This window comes from Paraburkholderia gardini (genome assembly GCF_907164545.1).
Classification (GTDB): domain Bacteria; phylum Pseudomonadota; class Gammaproteobacteria; order Burkholderiales; family Burkholderiaceae; genus Paraburkholderia; species Paraburkholderia gardini.
The window spans coordinates 16,115-40,288 of record NZ_CAJQZB010000038.1; the positions used below are offsets into that span (position 1 = coordinate 16,115).

Sequence of the window (24,174 nt, forward strand, 5' to 3'; positions counted from 1 at the left end):
CGCTGGGCTGTCGGCGCGTGCAGCGCCGGCCGGAATTTGCCCGGGGCGCTTCGCGCTATCATGTTGTTCCGCACACATTCAGCTGGACGAAAGCCGGACATGGCCAAAGAAGACAAGACGGGAACGGGGCGCACTGGCAACGGTGCACGCGGCGAATCGCTGTCCGCCAGCGACAGATCCGCCACGACCGCTCAACCCGAGGACGCTGCCGACACTGCCGACGCGTCTGATGGCGACAGCGCCGCGTCGTCCACCTATCTCGTGCCGGGTCTCGAACGCGGTCTGCGCATCCTTGCCGAGTTCTCGGCGCGGGAGCCGGTACTCGGCGCGCCCGAGTTGTCGAAGCGCATCGGCATTCCCCGAACCACGACGTTCCGTCTGCTGCAAACCCTCGAAGCACTCGGCTTTCTCGAACGCGCGCACGGCGACCGGCATTTCCGGCTGGGCGTCGCGGTGCTGCGGCTCGGCTTTGAATATCTGAGCTCGCTTGAACTGACCGACTTCGGCACGCCGGTACTCGAACAGTTGCGCGATACGACGCGCCTCAGCACGCATCTGCTGATCCGCGATGGACGCGACGTCGTCTTCGTCGCGAAGGCGCAGACGCACGAACCGATGTTCAGTTCGGTGAAGGTGCACGTCGGCACGCGTTTGCCCGCGCATGCCACGGTGCATGGCCAGGTGCTGATGGGCGACCTGACGCCAGGCGAGCTGCGCGCGCTTTATCCCGAGCCGCAACTCGAACGCTTCACCGAACGCACGCCGGCTACCGTCGATGAACTCTACGAACGCGTGCGCGAAAGCGCCGCGCTCGGCTATGCGCTGAGCGAGGCGTCGTTTGAACGTGGAATTTCGGTGGTCACCGCGCCGGTCCGCGACCAGGCGGGCAAGATCGTCGCGGCGATCACCGCGACGGTGCCGCGTTCGGACATCGGCGGCCCCGGCGAGCGCGAGCCGCTGATCGCCGCGGTGTGCGGCGCGGCAGTCGATCTGTCGACGCGCCTCAACTATCGTCCCAACGCGGACGACCCGACCGCCGCGCACGCACGCGGCAAACCGGTCGCGGCAGGCTGAACGCCGCCACGACCGTCATTTCATCGCTGAAAACGCGTCGATACGTCAGAACGAGTGGTGGATGCCGGTCAGGAAGATCGCCTGGTTCCGGCCGCTCGACACGCCGGCCGTGAAGAACGCGGCCGATGCATTCGAGTTCGCACGCTCGTACAGCGCGTTCACATACACCTGCGTCATCTTGGAGAGCGCGTAGACATCGCCGATCTCGAACTGCGTCCAGCGACGACCCGATAAGGTCGTCGTCGCGGCCCCGCCGGCCACGCTGTTAGCTGGCGTGAACTGGTAGTTCGCGCCGGCGTCGAAACTCTGATACGTGTCCGAGAATCCGTTCGACTCCAGCTTCACGTGCGTGTACAGACCGTGCACGAGCAGTTTGCCGAACTGGTACGACAGGCCCGCACCGGTATTTTCGACCTTGTCGGCCATGTAGTTCGCAGCGGCGACACCCTGGAAATTCGTGATCCCCGTCGTCACGATCGACGGCGTGCGGTTGTGCTCGTTCGACCACGACGCGCCCGCCTTGAACGGCCCATTCACGTAGCTCGCCGCGAAGCTCATCGTGCGGCCAGTCGAGAAGTTCGTCGTGTTGCCGAGACCCATCATCGCGCCGAACGAAAAGCCGTACCACGTGGGCGACCGATACTTCGCCGAATTGTCGTAGGGCACGACGCCGGTGTCGGCGAGTTCGTCGATATTGCCTGGGTGGAACGCATACCAGCTCGCCGCGAGGTAAGCCGTCGCGAACGGACCGAGCACATCGAAGGCGAACGGCGTCTGATGGCCGAGCGTCAGCGTGCCGAACCGGTCCGAACTGAGCCCCACGTACGCCTGGCGGTTGAACAGCGTGTTGGCTTTCGCGAACGCACCCGTGGTCGTATAGAAGCCGTTTTCCAGCTGGAAGATCGCCTTCGTGCCGCCACCCAGATCCTCGACGCCCTTCAGACCCCAGCGGTCCGGCTGCATGTTGCCCTGCTCCTCGATCCATTTGGCGTGACCGCCGACATTGCTGATGTACGCGACGCCGGCGTCGAGACTGCCGTAGAGCGTGACACTGCTTTGTGCCCATGCGCCCGACGCGGCGCAGATCCCGGTGAGTCCCGCAGCGATGATGTGCTTCACCTATGTACTCCTGAACGTGTGATGAGTAACCGGAGCCTCGCTCCGGGTCCCCTGGCCTTTATTGAACTGGCGGCGACCCCGGTCTTCTGCATCGGGTTAGCCCCTTCTTTTTGTTTCACCTATGGACATATGTATCGCCTATGGAAAGTATAGTGATTCTGCATGCCGATCAAAATACTTTTAGAGACAGTGAAAACCCTCATCCGCACCCTTTTCCAGACTGTTGAAATTCGTGTAAAGCCTTACCGGGCGGGCATTTCTATATGCGAAGCGTCGATTCCTCGTACCACATCCCTACAAAATCCCCGGCACACACTCGGTGTTTTCCCTGGAAGCGGCAGATTTTTATTTTGTCGTTCGAAATCGACTCCTATAATGCCCATACACGAACTGACGTTCCTTATATGGAACACAAGAGCTTCAGGAAAAGGTGCGAAATGGCTGAAGAATGGCGTTGCGCCGGACATACCGGCGATCTGTCTGACGACGCGCCGCTCGAGTACAAGCTCGACGGCACGGAGATCGGCATCTACAAGGTGGGCGACGCGCTGTATGCGCTCGAAAACGTCTGCCCCCATGCATACGCGTTGCTGACGCAGGGCTTTGTCGACGGCGACACCGTCGAATGTCCGCTGCACGAAGCCGTGTTCCATATCCCGACCGGCAAGTGTCTGAAAGAACCCGGTGGCCGCGATCTGAAGATGTACGCGGTGCGCCTTGCCGGTGAAGAAATCCAGATCAAGGTGGAATGACATGAAAGAAGTGACCGTGAACTTCAATCCGCATCTGAAGCCGTGGCTCGCGCCGCAGCCGAACAACGTCGCGGGCAAGGGCGTTATCGAGAAACCGGGTGAGAACGAAAACTTCATCTGGCAGACCCGCAAGGCCGAGCCGACGCAATACGAGAACGACTTCGGCGATGCGCTCGAAACCGTGTTCGAAGCCGGCGCGGTGGAACTCGATGAAGTCGTCGAAGGCTTGAACCGCATCGGTTTCCGCACGCCGGAAGGCAGCCCGTGGAACGCCGAACGCCTGACTGCCGAATTCCGTCTGCTCGCCGAATAAGCGGCCCGCGCGACCCCGCCTCAAGAACACGTATCCCGGAGTGTTTCCATGACGTCCCCCACGACAAGCAACACCGCGACCGACGACATCCAGTCATATCTGGATCGCGGCCTGCGCAATTACTGGTATCCCGTCGCGCCGAGCTGGCAGGTCGGCAACGCGCCGGTCGGCATCACGCGGCTGGGTGACCAGATCGTGCTGTGGCGCGATCAGGAAGGCCACGTTCACGCACTCGAAGACCGCTGCCCGCATCGCGGCGCGCGCCTGTCGCTCGGCTGGAATCTCGGTGGCAGCGTCGCGTGCTGGTATCACGGCATCGAGATCGACGGTGGCGGTACCGTGCAGAAAGTGCCGGCGGTGTCGGGCTGTCCGCTCGAAGGAACACAGTGCGTGAAGTCGTATCCCGTCGAGGAACACGCGGGCGCGATCTTCCTGTGGTTCGGCGACGACGCGCACAAGGAACCGGCGCCGCTCGTGCTGCCGGAAGAGCTGACCGGCGACGAATACGCGAGCTTCCTGTGCATGTCGCACTGGAAGTGCAACTATCAGTACGCGATCGACAACGTGATGGACCCGATGCACGGCGCGTACCTGCACGCGACGTCGCACTCGATGGCCGAAGGCGACAAGCAGGCCGACATGCGCGTGCGCAAGACCGAGACCGGCCTGATGTTCGAAAAGGTCGGCCAGCGCGATGTGAATTTCGACTGGGTCGAACTCGGCGAGACCGGCTGCCTGTGGATGCGCCTCGCGATTCCGTACAGGAAGAAGTTCGGCCCCGGCGGCAACTTCGGGATCATCGGCTTCGCGGTTCCCGTCGATGCGGACCACTGCCAGGTTTACTTCTGGCGCACCCGCAAGGTGTCGGGCTGGCAGCGCGACGCGTGGCGCTTCATGTATCGCAACCGCCTTGAAGGCCTGCATTGGGCCGTGCTCGAACAGGACCGCTATGTGCTCGAAAGCATGGCGCCGAACGCACGCGATCACGAATTTCTCTATCAGCACGACGTCGGCATGACCCGTGTGCGCCGGATGTTGCGCCAGCGCGCCCAGCAGCATTTCGCCGACCTCGAAGCGCATCGGGCCCACGCCGCGAGCGCCGCGGCGGAAGTCAGCCACGCGGGCCACAGCCATGCATAACGCCACCGCGGCCACCTTGACCGGCCGGCGCGTGCTCGTCACGGGCGGCGCGCGCGGACTCGGCGCGGCGTTCGTCGGCGCGCTGGCGCAGGCAGGCGCGAGCGTCGTGTTCGGCGACCTGCTGCACGACGAAGGCCTGGCACTCGCCGCATCGCTTGGCAAAGCGGGCCACGCGGTGTCGTACCTGCCGCTCGATCTCGCGCAGCCGGACAGCATCGCGCGCTTCGTCGACGATGCCGCGAAGCGCCTTGGCGGTATCGACGGCCTCATCAACAACGCGGCGATCACGAATTCCGGCGGCAAGCTCGCCACCGAACTGACCAAAGAAACGTGGGACGCGGTGATGAACGTGAACGTGCGCGGCACGTGGCTCGCCAGTACGGCGGCACTGCCGCATCTGCGCGACTCGGGCCGCGGCGCGATCGTCAACATCGCATCCGATACCGCGCTGTGGGGCGCGCCGAAGCTGCTCGCCTACGTGGCCAGCAAAGGCGCGGTGATCTCGATGACGCATTCGCTCGCGCGTGAATTCGGCGTGGACGGCGTCACCGTCAACGCCATCGCGCCAGGTCTGACCGAAGTCGAGGCAACGGCGTATGTACCTGCCGCGCGTCACGCGTATTACCGCGAGGGTCGCGCGCTGACCCGGCCGCAGGTTCCTGAAGATGTGACAGGCCCGGTCCTGTTTTTGTTATCCGACGCCGCGCGCTTCGTGACCGGGCAGTTGCTGCCGGTCAACGGCGGCTTCGTGATGAATTGACCATGTCGAACAGAAAGGAGAAATCGATGGCTGATGCAGATATCGAACGCAAATCGTGGGATCAACCCGCGGATGCGAGCTTCGCGCAGTGGATGGAAAGCCGCGTCGCGCGGCTCGAGACGCGCCGCTATGACTGGGACGCGCTGAAGTTCCAGGCCGACTACGACCCGAAGTACCGCCGCGCGCAGATGCGCTACGTGGGCACGGGCGGCACGGGCGTCGCGAAAGACATGAACACGGTTCCGGCCGGCGGCTTCACGTTTTCGACGATGGTGATTCCGGCCGGCAACATCGGTCCGAGCCACATTCATATGGATGTCGAGGAAATCTTCTTCGTGCTGCGCGGAAAAATGAAGGTGATCTGCGAGAAGGACGGCGAAACGTGGGAATCGGTGATCGGCGAACGCGATCTGATCTCGGTGCCGCCGGGCGTGTACCGCACCGAAGTGAACATCGGTGAAGAAGACGCGCTGATGTGCGTGATGCTCGGTGCGGCGAAGCCCGTCACGCCGACGTATCCGCCCGATTCGCCGCTCGCGAAGCTCAAGCGCTAAGCCTTTACCTCTGTCCGCGATCGAAGCCATGTCACACGCCACTGCCCTCACCGCTCACGCTGCCTTGCCGCTCGAAACGCGCCTCGCGCGCTTTCCCGCGCAGCAGGTCGCCGTCGCGCAACAGCACGTCGTGAGTTATCGCGAAGCCGGCGATGCACGCGGTGTAGCATTGCCGCTCGTGCTGCTGCATGGCATCGGTTCGGGTGCGGCGTCATGGGTGCAGCAGTTCGAAGCGCTGGGGACGACACGTCGCGTGCTCGCGTGGGATGCGCCAGGCTATGGCGAGTCCACGCCGGTTGCGGCCGGCTCGCCGTTCGCTTCGGACTACGCGAACGTATTGAAGGCATGGCTCGACGCGCTCGGCATCGCGCGCTGCGTGCTGGTCGGGCATTCGCTCGGCGCCATCGTCGCGGGTGCATTTGCCGCTGCGAATCCGGCGCGCGTCGCCGGTCTGCTGCTGGTTTCTCCGGCTGGTGGATACGGCACGGCGGCTCCCGAAGTGCGAGCCTCGAAGCGCGATGCGCGTCTCGCGATGCTCGCCGACCTCGGTCCGGCCGGGCTCGCCGAAACGCGCGGCGCGAACATGCTCTCCCCGCACGCCGATGAAACCGCGCGCGACTGGGTGCGCTGGAACATGTCGCGCATCGTGCCGCACGGCTACGCGCAGGCGACGCATCTGCTCGCCAATGCCGATCTTGCCGCCGATCTCGCCGCATTCACCGGACGCGTTGCGGTTGTTGCGGGTGCGCAAGACAGCATCACGCTGCCCACCGCATGCGCGCGCCTCGCGCGGATCGCGCGGGCGCCGTTCCAGACCGTGCCGCGCGCCGGACACGCCGGCTATATCGAAGCGCCCGCGGCATACAACACGATCCTCGACACGTTCTGCCGCGCGAGCGATGCATCCGCTGGCAACCGGAGCTTTTGAATGACCCCCGACATGTCCGATCCGGGCCGCGCAACAGACGAAGACCGCGGCGATATGAACTATCGCGTGCCGGGTCTCGAACGCGGCCTGCGGATCCTCGCTGAATTTTCACCGCGCGAGCCGGTGCTCGGAGCGCCCGAACTGTCGAAGCGGCTCGGCATTCCGCGCACCACGGTATTCCGTCTGTTGCAGACACTCGAATCGCTCGGCTTTCTCGAACGCGCCGATCGCGACCGTAACTATCGCCTGGGCGTGGCCGTGCTGCGCCTCGGCTTCGAATATCTGAGCTCGCTCGAACTGACCGACCTCGGCCTGCCGGTCATCGAAGCGCTGCGCAGCGCGACCGGTCTCACGAGCCACATCGTGATTCGCGACGGGCGCGATGTCGTGTTCGTCGCGAAGGCGCAAAGCCACGCGCCGATTTTCAGCTCGGTGAGCGTGAACGTCGGCACGCGTCTGCCGGCGCATGCGACGACGCACGGCCAGGTCCTGATGGGCGACCTCACGCTCGACGATCTGCGCGCGCTGTATCCCGAGCCGCGACTCGAACGCTATACGCCGCAAACGCCAGAAACCGTCGAAGCGCTCTACGAACGCATCCGCGACGATGCGAATCGCGGTTTCGCGATCAGCGAATCGTCGTTCGAGCGTGGCATTTCCGTGGTGTCCGCGCCGGTGCGCAACGACACCGGCCGCATCGTCGCGGTGATCACGACGACGATTCCGCGTCACGAGATCGACGCAGCACTGCTCGATAGCGGCCTCATCGACAAGGTCCGCCACGCGGCGGACGACCTCTCCGAGCGGCTCAACTACCGGCCGCCCGCACGAAGCCAGTACATGAAGGCATTGGGGATCTGATGATTCAAATCGATTTGACCGGTCAGGTCGCGGTGGTGACGGGCGGTTCGTCCGGCATCGGCCTCGCGACTGCCGAACTCTTCCTGAAAGCGGGCGCGTCGGTCGCGATCTGCGGGCGCGACAGCGAACGTCTCGCCCATGCCGAAGCCGCGCTGCGCGAACGCTATCCACAGGCACCGCTGCTCGCGGCACGCTGCGACGTGCTGGACGCCGTCGACGTCGACGCGTTCGCGCTGCAGGTGCAAACGCGGTTCGGCCGCACGGACATGCTGGTCAACAACGCAGGCCAGGGCCGCGTATCGACCTTCGCCGACACCACCGATGAAGCGTGGCGCGAGGAGCTCGACCTGAAGTACTTCAGCATCATCCGCCCGACGCGTGCGTTCCTGCCGATGCTGCGCGATGCGGCCGGTGCAGGCAATGCGTCGATCGTCTGCGTGAATTCGCTGCTCGCGTTGCAGCCGGAGCCGCACATGGTCGCGACCTCGTCGGCGCGTGCCGGCGTGCAGAACCTGATCCGCTCGCTCGCCGTTGAACTCGCGCCGCAACGCATCCGCGTGAACTCGATCCTGATCGGCATCGTCGAGTCCGGGCAATGGCGCCGCCGTTTCGACACGCAGGCGCAGCCGGGCCAAAGCTGGGAAGACTGGACCGGCGAGCTCGCGCGCAAGAAAAACATTCCGCTTGGCCGCTTCGGACGTCCCGAGGAAGCGGCGCAGGCACTCTTTTATCTGGCCACGAACCTGTCGTCCTACACGACCGGCAGTCATATCGATGTTTCTGGAGGCAATGCACGACATGTCTAACACCACCACCGTCGGCGAGCTGATTGCCGCCTTTCTCGAACAATGCGGCGTGCGTACGGCGTTCGGCGTGATCTCGATTCACAACATGCCGATCCTCGACGCGATCGGCCGGCGCGGTAATATCCGCTACGTCGGCGCGCGCGGCGAAGCGGGCTCGGTGAACATGGCCGACGGCCTCGCCCGCGTGTCGGGCGGCCTCGGCGTCGCGTTCACCAGCACCGGGACGGCAGCGGGCAACGCCGCCGGCGCCATGGTCGAAGCATTGACCGCCGGCACCGCGCTCCTGCACATCACCGGCCAGATCGAAACCGAATACCTCGATCAGGATCTCGCCTACATCCACGAAGCGCCGGACCAGCTGGCCATGCTGTCATCGATCTCGAAGGCGGCGTTCCGTGTGCGCTCCGCCGACACCGCGCTGCCGACCATCCGCGAAGCGGTGCGCGTCGCGCAGACGGCGCCGAGCGGCCCGGTCAGCGTCGAAATTCCGATCGACATCCAGGCGGCCGAAATCGAATGGCCGACGGATCTGGCCGGCCCACACATCACGACGCTCACGCACGACGAAGCGCGCGTCGAGAAGCTCGCCGAAGCGCTCGCGAGCGCAAAGCGTCCGCTGCTGTGGCTCGGCGGCGGCACGCGTCACGCCCGCGCCGCCGTAGAGCGTCTCGTCGCGCTCGGCTTTGGCGTGGTGACGAGCGTGCAGGGTCGCGGCGTGCTGCCGGAAGATCATCCGGCGACGCTCGGCGCGTATAACGTGCATCCCTCCGTCGAAAGTTTCTACAAGACGTGTGACGCGCTGGTCGTGGTCGGCTCGCGCCTGCGCGGCAACGAGACGCTGAAGTACAAGCTGGCGCTGCCGCAGCCGCTGTACCGCATCGACGCCGACGCGCTGGCCGACAACCGCGGCTATCGCAACGAACTCTTCATCCACGGCGACGCCGCTGCGGTACTCGACGCACTCGCCACGCGCCTCGAAGGCAAGCTGAAGATCGACCCCACGTTCGCCATCGATCTGGCCGCCGCACGCGAGACCGCAGTCGCGGAAACGGCGAAGGGTCTCGGGCCGTACCGCAAGCTCGTCGAATCGCTGCAACGCTTCGTGGGGCGCGACTACAACTGGGTCCGCGACGTGACGATTTCGAACAGCACGTGGGGCAACCGCATGCTGAAAATCTTCACGCCGCGCGCGGGCGTCCATGCACTGGGCGGCGGCATCGGCCAGGGCATGCAGATGGCGATTGGCGCGGCGCTCGCCGGATCCGCATCGAAGACGGTATGTCTCGTCGGCGACGGTGGTTTGATGGTCAACGTCGGCGAGCTCGCGACGGCCGTGCAGGAAAACGCCAACGTGATGATCGTGCTGATGAACGACCAGTGCTATGGCGTGATCCGCAACATCCAGGACGCGCAGTACGGCGGTCGCCGCTACTACGTCGACCTGCATCAGCCGGATTTCTCGCAGTTCTGCGCGAGCCTCGGTCTCACGCACTATCGCCTGTCGTCGCTGGATCAGGCCGACGACATCATCCGCGAAGGTCTCGCGAAGGTCGGTCCTGTGCTCGTCGAAGTGGACATGCAGGCCGTCGGCAGTTTCGCGACCGCGTTTGCCGGGCCGCCCGTCAAGAAAGAGGAGCCGGAACATGCGTGACGGATTCCATGCGCCCATCGACGTCGCGATGATCGGCTTCGGCGCGATCGGGCAGACGGTGTATCGCGCGGTCGCCGCCGATCCGCTGGTTCACGTCTCGCATGTGATCGTGCCCGAGCGTTACGCGGCGTCGGTGCGCGAGGCGGTGGGCGCGTCAGTCGACGTGGTCTCGTCAGTCGCTGCGCTGTCGAGCCGTCCGCACTTCGCGCTCGAATGCGCCGGTCACGAAGCGCTCGTCGACCATGTCGTGCCGCTGCTGAAGGCCGGCACCGACTGCGCGGTGGCCTCGATCGGCGCGCTGTCCGACGTCATGCTGCTCGAACTGCTGTCGGCCGCGGCCGATCAGGGCGATGCGACGATGACGCTGCTGTCGGGTGCGATCGGCGGCATCGATGCGCTCGCGGCGGCGAAGCTCGGCGGCCTCGACGAAGTGCTGTACACGGGCCGCAAGCCGCCGGGCGGCTGGCTCGGCACGCCCGCCGAAGCGCTGTGCGATCTGGGCACGCTCAGTGAAGAACGCGTGATCTTCGAAGGCAGCGCGCGCGAAGCAGCGCGGCTCTATCCGAAGAACGCGAACGTCGCGGCGACGATCGCGCTCGCGGGCCTCGGCCTCGATCAGACCACCGTGCGCCTGATCGCCGATCCGGCGGTGACGCGCAACGTGCATCGCATCGTCGCGCGCGGCGCGTTCGGCGAGATGTCGCTGGAAATGTGCGGCAAGCCGTTGCCCGACAACCCCAAGACTTCGGCGCTCACCGCCTACAGCGCGATCCGCGCGTTGCGCAACCGCGCCGCGCGTTGCGTGATTTAAGTACCCGAGCTTCTGTAAAGACGGACTTCCGACATGACTCCTTTCGACACCCGCCTCATTCCCTCTGGCGACATCTTCATCGGCGGCGAATGGCGACGCGGCCGTGCGGCGACCTTCGCGAGCATTTACCCGGCGGACCAGTCGGTGAACATGGAAATTTCAACGGCCAGCGCAGAAGACGCGAAGGAAGCCGTCGAAGCCGCCGACATCGCATGGCGCAAGCCGGACTGGGCCGGGCTCAAGCCACATCAACGTGCGCTGATCCTGTATCGCATCGCCGATCTGATCACGCAGCGCCACGAAGCGCTCGCGCAACTGCAACGCCGCGACAACGGCAAGCCCATTGCCGAAACGCGCGTGCTGGTAGCGAGCGCGGCGGCCACGTTCCGCTATTTCGCGGCGTGCCTCGAAACGCTCGACGACGAACTCACACCGTCGCGCGGCGATTACATGACGATGAGCGTGCATGAGCCGATCGGCGTCATCGCGGCGATCACACCGTGGAATTCGCCGATCGCGTCCGACGCGCAGAAGCTCGCCCCTGCCCTCGCCGCGGGCAATGCGGTCGTGCTGAAGCCCGCCGAAGTGACGCCGCTGGTATCGCTGGCGCTCGCGCGCATCTGCGAGGAAGCCGGCGTGCCCAAAGGCGTGCTGAGCGTGCTGCCGGGCAAGGGCTCGGTGATCGGCGATGTACTGGTGCGCCATCCGCTCGTCAGGAAGGTGTCGTTCACCGGCGGCACGGACGTGGGCCGCGGCATCGCACGCATCGCGGCGGACAAGCTGATGCCTGTTTCGCTCGAACTGGGCGGCAAGTCGCCGACCATCGTCTTCGACGATGCCGACCTCGATCATGCGGTCAACGGCGTGCTGTACGGCATCTTCAGCTCGTCGGGCGAAGCGTGCATCGCGGGCTCGCGGCTCTTCGTGCAGCGTCCGGTGTACGCCGAATTCATGAAGCGGCTCGCCGAAGGCGCACGCAGGTTGCGCGTCGGCGATCCGTCGAGCACGGAAACGCAGATGGGACCGCTCATCAGCGCGAAGCATCGGGAATCGGTGGAACGCTATGTCGCGCTCGGCCTGGAAGAAGGCGGTCGCCTGCTGTGCGGCGGCGAGCGTCCGGTCGGAGAAGGTCGCGAAAAAGGCTTCTTCTATCAACCGACGATTCTCGAAGGGCTGCCGAACAGCGCGCGCATCTGCCAGGAAGAGATCTTCGGACCGGTACTCGTCGCGATGCCGTTCGACGACGAAGCAGCGTTGATCCGGCAAGCGAACGACAGCGTGTTCGGCCTTGCCGCCGGCATCTGGACTCGCGACTACAAGCGCGCGTGGCGCGTGGCGCGCGCGCTCGAAGCCGGCACCGTATGGATCAACACATACAAGCTGTTTTCGATTTCGACGCCGTTCAGCGGCTGGAAAGACAGCGGCATGGGTCGCGAGAAAGGCAGGCTCGGCATCCGCGAATACATGCAGCAAAAGAGCCTGTACTGGGGCTTGAACGACGCGCCGCTGCCGTGGGCAAACTGAACGCGGCACACTGAAGAGGTAAGCAATGAGCATTCTCGGCATCGAACAGATTACTTACGGCGTGACGGATCTCGCCACCTGCCGGCAGTTTTTCGCCGACTGGGGCCTGAAGGAAACCGCGCACGACGAAACCCGCGCGCGCTTCGAAACGCTGAACGGCTGCACCATTCTCGTCGTCGACGCGAACGACCCGTCGCTGCCCGCCGCGTTCGAAGCAGGTCCGACGCTGCGTGAAGTGACGTGGGGCGTCGCAACGCGTGCCGAACTCGACGCACTGCGCGGCCGCTTCGCGGGCCGGCCGGGCCACTTCGAAACGGACGACGCCGTCGGCTGCTTCGACCCGGCCGGCATGGCGATCCGCGTCGAAGTCACGCGCAGGCGCGCCATCGACGTGCACGGTTCGCCGTCGAACGTGTGGGGCCAGACGCTGCGCGTCGATCAGCCGTCGCCGGTGTACGAACGCGCGGAACCGGTCGAAGTCGGACACGTCGTGTTCTTCACGAACTGCCTTGCGGAGCAGGAGAAGTTCTACCAGGAACTGCTCGGCTTCGAAATGTCGGATCGCTATCCAGGTCGTGGCGCGTTCATGCGCTGCGCGCCGCACGGCGGCCACCACGACATTTTCCTGCTCGCACTGCCGAACGGACAACGCGGCCTGAATCACGTCGCGTTCACCGTGCGCGATATCCATGAAGTGTTCGGCGGCGGCATGCACATCAGCCGTTGCGGCTGGGACACGCAGCTCGGGCCGGGACGTCATCCGGTGTCGTCCGCGTACTTCTGGTACTTCAGGAATCCGGCCGGCGGCCTGATCGAGTACTACGCCGACGAAGACATGCTGACGCCCGAATGGCAGCCGCGCGATTTCGAACCCGGCCCGACCGTGTTCGCCGAATGGGCCATCGACGGCGGCATCGACGGCAACACGCGCCGCCAGAAAAACGCGGACGCGCCGCAAGGCAAGTTCATGACGGAGCAAAAAAAATGACCCTCGATGCAACCCAGGAAACCGGCGACGCACCGCAAACGATCGTCGTGATCGGCGGCGGCCAGGCCGCTGGCTGGATCGTGAAGACGTTGCGCAAGGAAGGCTTCGAAGGCCGCCTCGTGATGATCGCCGACGAGATCCATCCGCCGTACGAGCGCCCGCCGCTGTCGAAAGCCGTGCTCGCCGGTGAAGCCGATATCGACACCGTGCGCATCGTGAAGCCCGACGATTTTGCCGCGCTGAACGTCGAGACGTGGCAGCCGGATTGCGCGACGTCGATCGATCGTGAAGCACGCGTGGTACGTACGCGTTCGAGCCGCGAGATCACGTATGACCGGCTCGTGATCGCGACCGGCGGTGCAGCGCGCCGCCTGCCCGATGCGCTCGTCAAGACCTCGCACATCACGTATCTGCGCACGCTCGATGAAGCAGTCGCGCTCGGCGAACGGTTGCGCCAAAGCCAGCGCGTGCTGGTGATCGGCGGCGGCTGGATCGGACTCGAGGTGGCCGCGACCGCGCGCAAGCTCGGCGTCGAAGCCGCGGTGGTGGAAGGCGCGCCGCGCCTGTGCGTCCGTTCATTGCCGCCTGCCGTATCGGATTTCCTGCTTGAACTGCATCGCGCGAATGGCGTCGATGTGCGGTTGAGCGCGGCTCTGGTTTCGCTCGACGATCACCCCGACGACGCGAACCGCGTGCGCGCCACACTCGCCGACGGCTCGACGCTCGACGCGGATTTCGCCGTCGCCGGCATCGGTCTCGCGCCGCACACGGCGATTGCCGAAGCGGCGGGATTGCCGGTTGTCGACGGCATCGTCGTGGATGAATTTGGCGCGACGGCCGACCCGCGCATCTTCGCGTGCGGCGACGTCGCCAATCATCCGAATGCGTGGCTCAAACGCCGCGTGCGGCTGGAATCGTGGGCGAATGCGCAGAACCAGGCGATCGCCGCCGCGAAAGCAGTGCTCGGTGTCAAGGAAGCCTACGCCGACATCCCGTGGTTCTGGTCGGACCAGTACGACGTGAACCTGCAGATTCTCGGCGACATCCCGGTGGATGCGGAACTCGCCGTGCGCGGCAGCGTGCAGCAGAAAAGCGCGACGCTGTTCTATCTGCAGGACGGCAACCTGCGCGGCGCGATCGCGATCAACACGCCGCGTGATCTGAAGATCGCGCGGAAATGGATGAACCAGGGGCGTGCGGTCGATCTCGCGACGCTGACCGACGCCGGCAAGGCGCTCGCCTAATTCCAGTTATGGACAGGACACCAGGCATGAGAACCATCGACAACACCATTGAATATCGAGGCGGCGCCGGTGTCTCCGGTCCCGTCACCCGCGGCTCGATCATCGCGCGGCTCGAACGGCTGCCGGGCAACGCGATGCAGGTGCGCGCGCGTATCCTGATCGGCCTCGCCACGTTTTTCGACGGCTTCGACGTCATCGCGATCGCCGCGACGCTGCCGATCCTGATCCAGAAATGGCATCTGACGCCCTGGGAAATCGGCTTTCTGATTGCATCGGGTTCTGTCGGCCAGCTGTTCGGCGCGTTCCTGTTCCCGTGGCTCGCCGAGCGGAACGGACGCGTTCGCGCGATCGCGTGGAGTTCGGGGATCATCGGCGTGACGAGTATCGCGTGCGGTTTTGCGCCGACGTTCGCCATGTTTGTCGCGCTACGCGTGATTCAGGGCTTCGGGCTTGGCGGCGAACTACCCGTCGCCGCGACCTACATCAATGAGATCAGCCGGGCCCACGGGCGCGGGCGCTTCGTCCTGCTGTACGAAATCGTGTTTCCGATCGGGCTGCTCGCGTCGAACGCACTGGGCGCGTGGATCGTGCCGCGTTTCGGCTGGGAAGCCATGTATTTCATCGGCGGTATGCCGCTGATCCTGTTCTTCGTGCTGCGCAGGCTCGTGCCGGAATCGCCGCGCTGGCTCGCCGAACGCGAACGGATGGCCGAAGCCGATACCGCTGTGCGCGCATTCGAACGCGCCACGAAGGGGCCGCTCGCGCCGGTGACACACGCCGCCGAATTCGAGGCGCTCGCCGCTCGCCATCCGAAGCGCCGCATGAAGGACCTGTTTGGTCCCGCGTATCTGAAGCGCACGATGGCGGTCGCGATGCTGTGGATCACGTGCGGCTTCATTCAGTACGGTCTGTCGACCTGGCTGCCGACGATCTATCGCAATGTCTATCACGCGCCGTTGCAGCTCGCGTTGAACCTCGCCGTGGCGGCCTCGGTGCTCGGCGTGCTCGGCTCATTGACCTGCGCGCTGCTGGTCGACAAGGTGGGGCGCAAGCCGATCATCAATGTGTCGTTCCTGCTGTGCGCGCTTTCACTCGCGCTGGCAGGCGTGTTCCATGCTTCGTCGGTGTATGTGGTCGCGACGTTCTGCGCACTCTCGCTGGGTTTTCTGGCTTGCGGCTTTATCACCGCTTATGTCTATACGCCTGAGCTGTATCCGACCAGCATCCGCGCGTTCGGCTGCGGCGTGGGTGGTGCGTGGCTGAAGATCGCGGCGATTTTCGCGCCGGCCATCGTGTCGAAGACGATGATCGGCGGCAACCTCGATGTCGCGTTCTATATTCTCGCCGCCGTGCCGTTCCTCGCGGCGATCGCCGTGCATTTCCTCGGGATCGAGACCAAGGGGAAAGTGCTGGAGCAACTGGAAGCCTGATTTCAGGCCGCGGCGTTGTCGATGTGACAGCGCCGCGCGCGAACTTCAGGCTGGCTCCCGATCAGAATCCCGGCGCCGGATTCTCCGGAATCTGGTTGCGCAGGCTCAGGTTGATCGCGTTCCAGCCACGTATCGCGGCGATGGTGTACGACAGTTCCGCGATCTGGGTCTCGTTGAAATGCTCGCGCAACTCGCGATAAGCGTCGTCCGTGGTGTCCTGATGAGGCAACGCGTTGACGGCTTCGGCCCAACCCAGCGCCGCGCGCTCGCGGGCATCGAAGAACGGCGCCTCGCGCCAGCCGGCAATCGCGTTAAGGTGGCGCGGATCGGCGCCCTGTTTGATCAGATCTCGCCAGTGCATGTCGATGCAGACGCCGCAGCCGTTGACCTGCGAGACCCGCAAATTCACCATTTCCACGATCCTCGGGCCAAGCGAGCTTTGCTTGGTAGAGCCCGAAAGATTGATCATCGCCTTCAGGTTAGCCGGAGCGAGTTGAAAGAAGTTGATGCGTGCTGCCGTCATGATTTTCATCCTCTGATTGTGCTTGCGCCCTTCGCGCGTTGCATATCTACCAGACGTGCGGGACGGTCCGTTTGTGACAGGTACGGGTATCTTCCTCGCCGCCATCATCGGACGACGGGTAGCAAGGGAATCGCGCTGGCGATTACATCTGACGCGCCGGGCGCGGCGGCGTGCATCACGCGTCTGCTGTCGGGCCAGCGATCACGCCATGCCGGTTTCATGGTCGCCTGGCATGACATCCAGGGCTAAAGAATGTCCGCTGCCTGCCGTTAACGCATACGAGAACCCGTGTTGTGCGGAGTTCAGAAGGAAGTTCCGCGCAGGAACGCTGGCACATGACAGCGCCGTCTGATGCCATCAAAGCCCTGTTCTTGCGCCTTACAATACGCGCCCACCACCCGATATGCTCAGTCCCGTCAGCTTTCTCGTTGTCGCGATTATGTCCTGCGCGGTGAGCATGGCGGTTTTCAGTTCGCTATTACGCGCTGACATACCGGGATTGCCGCGCTGGATTGGCGCAAACGCCCTGCTGGCTGTCGCGCTCGGCCTTCTTGCTCTGCAAGCCCCCATGCCGGCGCGTATGGTCATCCTCATCGGGAGCGCGTTGCTCGCGGCTGCGGCGCTTCTGATGCTGCAAGGCTGCCGGCAGTTCTTTGGACTGCGCCCATCACATTCGTTCGAGTATGTCGCGTACGGCGCCCTGATGCTCGCGATAGTCTATTGGCAATATGTGTCGCCCAACGTCAATGCCCGCGCTGCGCTGATGTCGGCGTTTCTCGCATACATTCGCATTGTCATCGGCTGGATTACATATAAGTTGCGCCCGCCGGACAGGCCGAAGTACGGCTACTACTTTATGTCCGTTGTGGCATTTCTCGGAGCGGCTATCCATCTGTCGCGCAGTCTCGTCTGCATGCTGGGGTGGGAGCATCAAACCAGCTTTCTTGCGCCCACGCCGATGAACATTGCGTTTCTCGGCCTCGGCATATTGACGCTGCCGGCGCTCTCGGCAGGCGTCGTCATGCTCGCTCACGACCGCATGGCAGAGCGTATGGAGCGGCTTGCAAACGTCGACGGACTGACTGGCGCGCTGGTACGCCGTGCTTTCCTTGTTCGCGCAGAGGCATTGCTGAGTGACGCGAAACGTTCCCGGTTGCCGTTGTCCATCGCAATCCTGGACCTCGACAAGTTCAAGGCCATCAACGACGAACATGGGCACGCGGTCGGCGACCGGACGCTTGCGCATTTTGCTTCGACGGTATCGGGCGGCTTGCGAAGCGGCGATATCTTTGCACGCCTGGGGGGCGAAGAATTTGCCATATTGTGTCCATCTACCGGGCAAGCCGACACCATTCGCCTGATGGACCGGTTCCGTGCCCAGGTCGCTTCATCACGTTGGACGATCTCATCTGGCGCCGTACCGTGCACGTTCAGCGCCGGTGTCGACGAGTATCGTGAGGGCGACACATTCGCAGACATGATGGCACGCGCCGATGCCGCGTTATATGCAGCGAAAGCCTTAGGCCGGGATTGCGTTGTCGGTACATCATTGGCTGCCGGTCAACGGGTCCGGTCGGTTCAAGGCGAGAGCACGAGCGCCTGAGGCTATCCTGGCGTCGTCCTGCCGCACATGACTTTGCAGAAGTTGCACGGCGACTTCCTTCAAGCGCCCTTCGTATCTGTCAATAACGCACTTTCAACATATGCGGCGAACCTCGCTGGCAGGATGCCGTCCATCCGGCGCCCTGCCGTTCAAGGCTGGAAGACCATAACCGCGTGCGCGTCGTGGTGCTGTGCAAAGAGGGACGACGAACCCCGGACAGGTTGATCTGGCTGCCGTTTGCCGCAGTCACGCGACGATAACCGGGCGACGCCGACAGTGATGCCCGCAACGTACTCCAGTGCCCCCAGACTGACAATGTACCAGGCGTTGCCTCAGGCAGGCATGCTCACAAGGAATCACGAAGACTTCGCGTCTGTGGCATTACGCGAGGCGCACAAACGCCATGCGGCCTTCGGCGCGGCGATGGTCTCGACGGTGTGGCGCCACCAGCGTTCACCGCGATGCGGCGCGCCCAGATCCAGCCGCTCGCCCATGCGGGGCGTCGACAGCGCGACACCGCGCGCGAGGGCCAGCCCCGTTACCCTTTCGAACGGCTCCTGCCAGCGGTGCATCGCGAGATCGAAGGTGCCATTGTGAATCGGCACGAGCCAGCGGCCGCGCAGATCGATGTGCGCCTGCACGGTCTCTTCTGGCTGCATGTGAACGTATGGCCACTGCGCGTCGTACGCGCCCGTCTCGACCAGCGTGACGTCGAATGGCCCAAGGCGCTCGCCGATCGCCCGGAAGCCGTCGAAGTAGCCGGTGTCGCCGCTGAAGAACACGCGCAGATCATTGTCGACGATCACCCACGACGCCCATAACGTACTGTTGCCGTCGAGCAGACTACGGCCGGAAAAATGCTGCGCGGGCGTAGCGGTGAACTGCACGCCGTCCACCTCGGTGCCTTGCCACCAGTCGAACTGCCGCACCTTCGAAGCGTCGATGCCCCATTCGATCAGCCGGTCGCCGACGCCGAGCGGTGTCAGAAACACGCCGGTGCTCTGCGCAAGCGCGAGCACGGTTTCGCGGTCCAGGTGGTCATAGTGGTCGTGCGACAGGATCACGCCTCGCAGCGGCGGCAAATCGGCCAGCGCAACTGGCGGCGCATGAAAGCGCTTCGGACCGAAATGGCGAAACGGTGAGGCACGCTCGGCGAACACGGGATCGGTCAGCCAGAACTGGCCGCGCAGCTTCAGCAGCATCGTCGAATGACCGAGCCGGTAGAGGCTGCGGTCGGGCGCCGCATCGAGCTGCGCACGCGTCAGCGCATCGATGGGCAACGCGTCTGTCGGCGCGGTGCCGCGCGGCTTGTTGAGCAATATGTTCCACACAATGCCGAGCGTCTTGCGCAAACTTTCGGCAGGACGTGGCTTGACGTTGTGAAAGCGTTCGCCATCATGCTGCGGCGAGGTGCTGGACAACGCGCGGCTGCGTTGTGCGGCTCTAAAGCCGAGCGCGCGGCTGACAAATGCGGGAAGCGACGTCATGAGGTAGGCCATCCAGATGGAAATGTACACCTGGCAGTGTAGTTTATTTTTGAGAAAAGTAAACTGCCTGGTGTAAAATTCAGCCATGGATCCAGGTGCCACCCATCAACGTCTGACTGACCGCAAGCGTGTTGCTATCGTCGACGCCGCGATCGAGGAATTCCTCGCGGCCGGCTACGACGCGACCAGCATGGACCGTATCGCCGCCCGCGCGCACGTCTCGAAACGTACGGTCTATAACCATTTCCCAGGCAAGGAAGCCCTTTTCGCCGCGATTCTCCATCAACTGTGGGACGCGAGCCAGCGGGGCCATGCGCTCACCTACCGCGCCGACAAACCGTTGCGCGCGCAGTTGCTCGACCTTCTGGGCCGCAAGCTCCGGCTGCTGAACGACGAGTCCTTTCTGTCGCTTGCGCGTGTGGCGATCGCGGCCGGAATCCATTCGCCGGAGCGGGCGCGGGACATGGTCGCCCGTCTCGGCGAGCGCGAGGAAGACCTGACCGTGTGGGTCCGGGCGGCCGTCGCAGACGGCCGTCTGAAGATCGACGATCCGCTCTTCGCGGCGCTGCAGTTGCAGGCATTGGTGAAGGCTTTTGCGTTCTGGCCGCAGGTGACGATGGGCCAGGCGCCGCTCGGCGAACGGGAGCAAAGGAAGGTCGCGGAGTCGGCCGCGGACATGTTTCTCGCACGCTATGCATGAGCCGTCTTCTGGGGGCTTGCGTTTCGATCTTCATGCCCACCGGACCGATAGTTCGCCGCTTTGTCCGTGCAAGGCCTCAGGCTGCTGACTTTCTTGATCCCGAAACCAGGGTGCGTGCCTCGCCCGGTTTCGGCTGGCAAAGTACGGACACGTCTAACCTGATCACACGATCCGCCCGCACTGATGGGGCGTTTCGGTGTTGTTGCATAAATCCTGACGGCAAATGTGAAGATCCACTTGGGCGCTATACCGCTGCTGGTTGTCTGGTGCCGAATACCTGCTTATGCCCGTCTCTACATCCGGATGACATCAACGACCATCTTCTTCTTGTCCCTGAACTGGTAAATCGTGATTGCCGCGTCTTTCAGATCGCCGTGCGAATCGAATGCGATTCTTCCAATCACACCGTCGTATTGCGTGCCGGATCTTCTCAAGCGCATCAGGGAGGACTATCCGAATCTCGTGATCGAACTGACCAGCGACACCTCGTCCAGTCTTGCGACGCAACTTGTAAGCGGCCACATCGACGTTTCATTTCAGACGACGGGCGTCAGCGGCTCGGACATGGCAAATGTGCCGCCAGGCAGTCTGCCGATGCGCTGGATGGCGAGCCCGGCGCTCAATCTGTCAGCTCAGGCATTGACGGAGGCAGAACTGGCTGCCTACCCGGTTATCAGTTTCGCGCGTCATTCGCCGCCACACGAGTTTCTGACGGGATTGTTCGCCGCTAGCGGCGATGTTCAAGTGCAGATCAACTGTCTGTCGTCGGTGGCAGCCATCATCCGGCTCGTAGTGGACGGGTTCGGCATTGCCGTGCTGCCTCCCGCATTTGTCATGCGCGAGCTCGAAGCCGGTCAACTGCAACTGCTGCAAGTGACGCATCGGGTGCCCGCGTTGCCGCTCGTCGCCGCGTTTCGGCGCACGCCCGATAGCCTGCTTTCCGAGTCGATCACACGACTTGCACTGAACGTGGTGCTCGAATTCAGCCTGAAACATGGCCCCGATTTCGCGCAGTTCCCACCCACGGACGAAACAATTTCGCGCGCCTGAACGCTCCCATCATCAACACGAGTATTCCGACATGCTGACCACCCTCGCCATTTCGATTGAACCGCTCGATGCGATCCGTTGTGAGCCTTATGGCTGGATGCTCGGCAAGCCCGTTCGCGCCGACAGCGACGCGCCGTCGTACATCAGCCCCGCATCGGATTTCTGGCGTGAGCATCTGTTTGACACTGACTCGCCGGGTGAAACGGAAATCCTGTGGGTGATCTACCGGAACCGCGATGACAAGGTAACGTCTCTCGAACTGCATCGTCTGACCCAGCAGGCCATCGTGCCACTGACGGCGCCAGTCATCCATATCGTCGCGACCTCACTGGACGACGGTACCCCGAACCTGAATTCCTTGCGTGCGTTCGACATTCCGGTCGGTAAGGGCCTGTGCATGCGGCCCAATATATGGCACGCGACCCGGGTTCACGAACGCGAAGCGACGTGCCTCATGCTCACCCGCCCATCGACGACCTACGACCTCGTGGTTCATCTCAAAACACATGCGCCAGCATGCGAAAGTGTCATGCGAAGTATCGAGATGCACCGGCTCGAAAGATAGCAGCCGTCGCGATTCGGTAAGCAGGAAACCCGTTGCAGCCGCGTTCAAGTCGTTGCTGTACGTCTGGCCGACCGGCTTGCGAACGCGCCTGTCCATGAAGTTTCACCCCAAAAAGTGTCTGTTCACCGCTACGGAAATCCGTGTAGGATACTGTACATCCATACAGGTATTTTCGAAATCCAGTGACTGTCCCGTCCCCCATTCCGGAAGCAATACATCCATCGCTCTGGCGGGCGTCGCAGCTTGCGCGTGGCCGCGGCCGTACGGTCGAGACTGGATATGCGGCGCTGTCGGCAGAATTGCCTGGCGGTGGCTGGCCCGTCGGCACGCTCGTCGATCTGCTGGTCCAGCAGGCCGGCGTGGGTGAGATGCGGCTGCTGCGCCCTGCGCTCAGCGAACTGGGTAAGCGACCGGTTGCGATGGTGCAGCCGCCGCACATTCCCAACGGACCTGGCCTTGAGTACATCGGGCTCTCGCCAGGGCAACTGATGCAGATTCGGGCCTCGAAGACAGCGGACGCATTGTGGGCAGCAGAGCAGATTCTGCGCGCAGGCAGTTGCGGCGCACTGCTGTTCTGGGCGCAATACGTTCAGACCTCGTCGCTGCGGCGACTGCATCTCGCAGCACAGTCTTCGGAAACGTTGTTCTTCATGGTCCGCCCGCTGGCGGCAGCACAGGACGCCTCTCCCGCGGTTTTAAGACTGGTCCTCCGGCCAGAACGCGACGGTCTGACCGTCGACATTACGAAGCGACGAGGTCCAGCACGCGCAGAACCTCTGTCCGTCCCACTTCAACCAACACCTGTCCTGTTTTCCCACCATGCGCGTATTTCTCGCCGTCCACTTGCCCCGGTTGCAACTCGAGGTCTTCCAGCCGAAGTGGCGGCCTGAGCCCGCACACGGCTGCGTGGTCCTGGACAGGGACAAGGTGCTCGCCGCAGACGGGGTAGCCAGGTCTGCGGGCGTGCGGGTTGGCATGCAGCGCGGCGGTGTGTTGACGCTCGCGCCAGAGGTAGAAATGTACGAGCGCGACCCCGGCCGTGAACATGTCGCGCAGCGCGAAGTGGCAGTGGCGCTCATGCAGTTCTCGCCCGATGTCGCGGTGCTCGAAGAGGCTGTCGTCGTGGTCGACGTCGGCGCAAGCCTTCGGCTTTTTGGTGGACTACTTGCTGTATGCCGGCAGGCGAAAGCGATACTCGAAGCCATTGGACTGACCGCGCGGATAAGTGCCGCGCCCACAGGGCAAGGCGCATGGCTGCTGGCAAGGCACCGGAGTCGGCGCGTACTCAAGATTGACTCGCTTGAACGGCAACTGTCCGCGTTGCCGCTGCTGTCGGTGCCGGAAGTGCGACCGTTCACCGACTGGTTTACCGGGCTTGGCTGCGAGACCATAGCAGATGTCCGGCGGCTGCCGCGCGCGGGGCTGCAGCGCCGTTGCGGCGAGCACCTGCTTGATTCACTCGACCGTGCTTTCGGCACGACGCCAGAGCTGTTTGACTGGCTTGAATTGCCTCCAACGTTCTCTGCGCGCATTGAAATGCCCGACCGCATCGAGCATGCGGAAGCAGCACTTTTCGGCGCTCATCGCCTTGTCGTGCAGCTTTGTGGCTGGCTTTGCGCGAAGCATCTGGCGCTCACAGGCGCGACGCTTTTGCTCGAACATGAACGCGGCAGACAGGCGATAGACCCTACGCCCATCGAGATTGCGCTGGGTGAGCCCACATGGCGAGAGGACCATCTTGTCCGGCTCATCAAGGAACGGCTTGCCCGTGTTGAACTGACCGCGCCGGTCATCGCACTGCGACTTGATGCGTTGGACGTGCAACCGGCGGTACCGGTGTCCAGCACGCTCTTTCCAGAACCCGGTGGCTCCGCGGAGGAGCATGCCCGCCTCGTCGAACTGCTGGTCGCAAGGCTTGGCGAAGACAACGTGCTCAAACCTTCGCCAACGGCAGACTACCGGCCGGAAATCGCGAATCGATGGGTACCAGTCGGCAACACGTCGAAAAGCACCATGCTTCCAGAGGGACTTCCACGACCAACATGGCTGCTTGAGAAGCCGGTACGTCTGCTCATGCGCAAGCACCGACCGTTTTATGGTTCACCGCTGCGGATGGTGTCGCCGGGTGAGCGCATTGAGGCTGGATGGTTCGATGGCGAGTTGATGACGCGCGACTATTTCGTCGCACAGACTGAAGACCAGACCTGCTTCTGGATATACCGCGAGCGCGTCAGCAGTCGCGACGCGGAAGAAGACCAGCGGTGGTTTCTCCACGGCCTCTTCGGATGACA

24 protein-coding genes and 1 pseudogene are annotated in these 24,174 nt (G+C 63.8%); 21 read left to right on the forward strand and 4 right to left on the reverse strand.

The genetic code is table 11. The annotated features are described in order from the left end of the window. Positions 1-99: 99 nt before the first annotated feature. Positions 100-1,074 carry an IclR family transcriptional regulator gene (locus LPA37_RS22385; protein ID WP_229013745.1) on the forward strand — a complete coding sequence of 325 codons (975 nt, stop codon included), beginning with the start codon at positions 100-102 and terminating at the stop codon, positions 1,072-1,074. A 45-nt stretch (positions 1,075-1,119) separates the two neighbouring features. Here the strand turns inward: LPA37_RS22385 and LPA37_RS22390 are convergent, their stop codons facing one another. Then, a complete protein-coding gene (locus LPA37_RS22390) occupies positions 1,120-2,193 on the reverse strand; it encodes a porin (RefSeq protein WP_228978074.1) in 1,074 nt (357 codons plus the stop codon). 437 nt (positions 2,194-2,630) lie between these two features. Between LPA37_RS22390 and LPA37_RS22395 the strand changes: the two genes are divergently transcribed. From LPA37_RS22395 to LPA37_RS22460, 14 genes are read left to right on the forward strand one after another with little or no spacing between them, the layout of a single operon-like run. Next, positions 2,631-2,945, forward strand: coding sequence for a non-heme iron oxygenase ferredoxin subunit (locus LPA37_RS22395; RefSeq protein ID WP_228978072.1), 315 nt, complete (start codon positions 2,631-2,633; stop codon positions 2,943-2,945). 1 nt (position 2,946) lies between these two features. Continuing rightward, on the forward strand, positions 2,947-3,258 hold the full coding sequence (locus LPA37_RS22400; protein ID WP_228978071.1) for a recombinase-like helix-turn-helix domain-containing protein: 312 nt from the start codon (positions 2,947-2,949) through the stop codon (positions 3,256-3,258). Positions 3,259-3,306: 48 nt separating this feature from the next. Continuing rightward, positions 3,307-4,398, forward strand: coding sequence for an aromatic ring-hydroxylating dioxygenase subunit alpha (locus tag LPA37_RS22405; RefSeq protein ID WP_229013746.1), 1,092 nt, complete (start codon positions 3,307-3,309; stop codon positions 4,396-4,398). Continuing rightward, positions 4,391-5,158: an SDR family oxidoreductase gene (locus tag LPA37_RS22410; protein WP_229013747.1), complete on the forward strand. Its 768-nt coding sequence runs from the start codon at positions 4,391-4,393 to the stop codon at positions 5,156-5,158. The genes LPA37_RS22405 and LPA37_RS22410 overlap by 8 nt, the downstream gene beginning before the upstream one ends. A 26-nt stretch (positions 5,159-5,184) precedes the next feature. Further along, positions 5,185-5,712, forward strand: coding sequence for a cupin domain-containing protein (locus LPA37_RS22415; protein ID WP_228978065.1), 528 nt, complete (start codon positions 5,185-5,187; stop codon positions 5,710-5,712). Positions 5,713-5,740: 28 nt separating this feature from the next. Beyond that, positions 5,741-6,640 (forward strand): alpha/beta fold hydrolase, encoded by a 900-nt coding sequence (locus tag LPA37_RS22420; RefSeq protein WP_229013748.1) that lies wholly within the window; start codon positions 5,741-5,743, stop codon positions 6,638-6,640. Between the two features lie 12 nt (positions 6,641-6,652). Next, on the forward strand, positions 6,653-7,501 hold the full coding sequence (locus tag LPA37_RS22425) for an IclR family transcriptional regulator (RefSeq protein ID WP_407672601.1): 849 nt from the start codon (positions 6,653-6,655) through the stop codon (positions 7,499-7,501). Beyond that, positions 7,501-8,307 carry an SDR family oxidoreductase gene (locus LPA37_RS22430; protein ID WP_228978053.1) on the forward strand — a complete coding sequence of 269 codons (807 nt, stop codon included), beginning with the start codon at positions 7,501-7,503 and terminating at the stop codon, positions 8,305-8,307. Before LPA37_RS22425 ends, LPA37_RS22430 begins: the two co-directional genes overlap by 1 nt. Next, a complete protein-coding gene (locus tag LPA37_RS22435) occupies positions 8,300-9,958 on the forward strand; it encodes a thiamine pyrophosphate-binding protein (RefSeq protein WP_229013750.1) in 1,659 nt (552 codons plus the stop codon). Before LPA37_RS22430 ends, LPA37_RS22435 begins: the two co-directional genes overlap by 8 nt. Continuing rightward, positions 9,951-10,769, forward strand: coding sequence for an aspartate dehydrogenase (locus LPA37_RS22440; RefSeq protein WP_229013751.1), 819 nt, complete (start codon positions 9,951-9,953; stop codon positions 10,767-10,769). Before LPA37_RS22435 ends, LPA37_RS22440 begins: the two co-directional genes overlap by 8 nt. 33 nt (positions 10,770-10,802) lie before the next feature. Continuing rightward, a complete protein-coding gene (locus tag LPA37_RS22445) occupies positions 10,803-12,293 on the forward strand; it encodes an aldehyde dehydrogenase (protein ID WP_228978047.1) in 1,491 nt (496 codons plus the stop codon). 25 nt (positions 12,294-12,318) lie between these two features. Continuing rightward, entirely contained in the window at positions 12,319-13,281 is a 963-nt protein-coding gene (locus LPA37_RS22450; protein ID WP_229013752.1) for a VOC family protein, read from the forward strand. Next, positions 13,278-14,525, forward strand: coding sequence for an NAD(P)/FAD-dependent oxidoreductase (locus tag LPA37_RS22455; protein ID WP_229013753.1), 1,248 nt, complete (start codon positions 13,278-13,280; stop codon positions 14,523-14,525). The genes LPA37_RS22450 and LPA37_RS22455 overlap by 4 nt, the downstream gene beginning before the upstream one ends. A gap of 26 nt (positions 14,526-14,551) precedes the next feature. Beyond that, the gene (locus LPA37_RS22460; RefSeq protein WP_229013754.1) at positions 14,552-15,955 is read left to right on the forward strand and encodes an MFS transporter; all 1,404 of its coding nucleotides are present in this window, start codon (positions 14,552-14,554) and stop codon (positions 15,953-15,955) included. 61 nt (positions 15,956-16,016) lie between these two features. On the opposite strand, the gene LPA37_RS22465 is transcribed toward LPA37_RS22460, so the two are convergent. Next, positions 16,017-16,478, reverse strand: coding sequence for a carboxymuconolactone decarboxylase family protein (locus LPA37_RS22465; protein WP_228978037.1), 462 nt, complete (start codon positions 16,476-16,478; stop codon positions 16,017-16,019). Between the two features lie 403 nt (positions 16,479-16,881). Here LPA37_RS22465 and LPA37_RS22470 point away from each other — a divergent pair, with 403 nt between their 5' ends. Next, a complete protein-coding gene (locus tag LPA37_RS22470; protein WP_228978035.1) occupies positions 16,882-18,081 on the forward strand; it encodes a GGDEF domain-containing protein in 1,200 nt (399 codons plus the stop codon). 356 nt (positions 18,082-18,437) lie between these two features. Here LPA37_RS22470 and LPA37_RS22475 read toward each other — a convergent pair whose 3' ends face one another. Then, complete coding sequence (locus LPA37_RS22475; RefSeq protein ID WP_229013755.1) at positions 18,438-19,568, reverse strand: MBL fold metallo-hydrolase; 1,131 nt, start codon at positions 19,566-19,568, stop codon at positions 18,438-18,440. Positions 19,569-19,653: 85 nt separating this feature from the next. Here LPA37_RS22475 and LPA37_RS22480 point away from each other — a divergent pair, with 85 nt between their 5' ends. Continuing rightward, the gene (locus LPA37_RS22480) at positions 19,654-20,268 is read left to right on the forward strand and encodes a TetR/AcrR family transcriptional regulator (protein WP_228978032.1); all 615 of its coding nucleotides are present in this window, start codon (positions 19,654-19,656) and stop codon (positions 20,266-20,268) included. Positions 20,269-20,561: 293 nt separating this feature from the next. On the opposite strand, the pseudogene LPA37_RS22485 reads toward LPA37_RS22480, so the two are convergent. Next, positions 20,562-20,687: pseudogene (locus LPA37_RS22485) on the reverse strand (branched-chain amino acid ABC transporter substrate-binding protein); the annotation flags it as partial. On the opposite strand from LPA37_RS22485, the gene LPA37_RS22490 reads away from it, so the two are divergent. From LPA37_RS22490 to LPA37_RS22505, 4 genes are all read left to right on the forward strand, one after another. Continuing rightward, the gene (locus LPA37_RS22490) at positions 20,686-21,318 is read left to right on the forward strand and encodes a substrate-binding domain-containing protein (RefSeq protein WP_228978031.1); all 633 of its coding nucleotides are present in this window, start codon (positions 20,686-20,688) and stop codon (positions 21,316-21,318) included. The pseudogene LPA37_RS22485 and the gene LPA37_RS22490 sit on opposite strands and share 2 nt — an antisense overlap. A gap of 31 nt (positions 21,319-21,349) precedes the next feature. Further along, the gene (locus tag LPA37_RS22495) at positions 21,350-21,883 is read left to right on the forward strand and encodes an ureidoglycolate lyase (RefSeq protein WP_229013756.1); all 534 of its coding nucleotides are present in this window, start codon (positions 21,350-21,352) and stop codon (positions 21,881-21,883) included. Positions 21,884-22,065: 182 nt separating this feature from the next. Next, on the forward strand, positions 22,066-22,773 hold the full coding sequence (gene imuA, locus LPA37_RS22500) for a translesion DNA synthesis-associated protein ImuA (RefSeq protein WP_229013757.1): 708 nt from the start codon (positions 22,066-22,068) through the stop codon (positions 22,771-22,773). After that, a complete protein-coding gene (locus LPA37_RS22505) occupies positions 22,703-24,172 on the forward strand; it encodes a Y-family DNA polymerase (protein WP_228978027.1) in 1,470 nt (489 codons plus the stop codon). Before imuA ends, LPA37_RS22505 begins: the two co-directional genes overlap by 71 nt. The last annotated feature ends 2 nt before the right edge of the window (positions 24,173-24,174 follow it).

Bases quoted from the DNA above. Each gene is read 5' to 3' on its own strand.
- LPA37_RS22385 (WP_229013745.1), top strand. From the start codon at position 100: ATGGCCAAAGAAGACAAGACGGGAACGGGGCGCACTGGCAACGGTGCA.
- LPA37_RS22395 (WP_228978072.1), top strand. From the start codon at position 2,631: ATGGCTGAAGAATGGCGTTGCGCCGGACATACCGGCGATCTGTCTGAC.
- LPA37_RS22400 (WP_228978071.1), top strand. From the start codon at position 2,947: ATGAAAGAAGTGACCGTGAACTTCAATCCGCATCTGAAGCCGTGGCTC.
- LPA37_RS22405 (WP_229013746.1), top strand. From the start codon at position 3,307: ATGACGTCCCCCACGACAAGCAACACCGCGACCGACGACATCCAGTCA.
- LPA37_RS22410 (WP_229013747.1), top strand. From the start codon at position 4,391: ATGCATAACGCCACCGCGGCCACCTTGACCGGCCGGCGCGTGCTCGTC.
- LPA37_RS22415 (WP_228978065.1), top strand. From the start codon at position 5,185: ATGGCTGATGCAGATATCGAACGCAAATCGTGGGATCAACCCGCGGAT.
- LPA37_RS22420 (WP_229013748.1), top strand. From the start codon at position 5,741: ATGTCACACGCCACTGCCCTCACCGCTCACGCTGCCTTGCCGCTCGAA.
- LPA37_RS22425 (WP_407672601.1), top strand. From the start codon at position 6,653: ATGTCCGATCCGGGCCGCGCAACAGACGAAGACCGCGGCGATATGAAC.
- LPA37_RS22430 (WP_228978053.1), top strand. From the start codon at position 7,501: ATGATTCAAATCGATTTGACCGGTCAGGTCGCGGTGGTGACGGGCGGT.
- LPA37_RS22435 (WP_229013750.1), top strand. From the start codon at position 8,300: ATGTCTAACACCACCACCGTCGGCGAGCTGATTGCCGCCTTTCTCGAA.
- LPA37_RS22440 (WP_229013751.1), top strand. From the start codon at position 9,951: ATGCGTGACGGATTCCATGCGCCCATCGACGTCGCGATGATCGGCTTC.
- LPA37_RS22445 (WP_228978047.1), top strand. From the start codon at position 10,803: ATGACTCCTTTCGACACCCGCCTCATTCCCTCTGGCGACATCTTCATC.
- LPA37_RS22450 (WP_229013752.1), top strand. From the start codon at position 12,319: ATGAGCATTCTCGGCATCGAACAGATTACTTACGGCGTGACGGATCTC.
- LPA37_RS22455 (WP_229013753.1), top strand. From the start codon at position 13,278: ATGACCCTCGATGCAACCCAGGAAACCGGCGACGCACCGCAAACGATC.
- LPA37_RS22460 (WP_229013754.1), top strand. From the start codon at position 14,552: ATGAGAACCATCGACAACACCATTGAATATCGAGGCGGCGCCGGTGTC.
- LPA37_RS22465 (WP_228978037.1), bottom strand. From the start codon at position 16,478: ATGACGGCAGCACGCATCAACTTCTTTCAACTCGCTCCGGCTAACCTG.
- LPA37_RS22470 (WP_228978035.1), top strand. From the start codon at position 16,882: ATGCTCAGTCCCGTCAGCTTTCTCGTTGTCGCGATTATGTCCTGCGCG.
- LPA37_RS22475 (WP_229013755.1), bottom strand. From the start codon at position 19,568: ATGACGTCGCTTCCCGCATTTGTCAGCCGCGCGCTCGGCTTTAGAGCC.
- LPA37_RS22480 (WP_228978032.1), top strand. From the start codon at position 19,654: ATGGATCCAGGTGCCACCCATCAACGTCTGACTGACCGCAAGCGTGTT.
- LPA37_RS22495 (WP_229013756.1), top strand. From the start codon at position 21,350: ATGCTGACCACCCTCGCCATTTCGATTGAACCGCTCGATGCGATCCGT.
- LPA37_RS22505 (WP_228978027.1), top strand. From the start codon at position 22,703: ATGCGCGTATTTCTCGCCGTCCACTTGCCCCGGTTGCAACTCGAGGTC.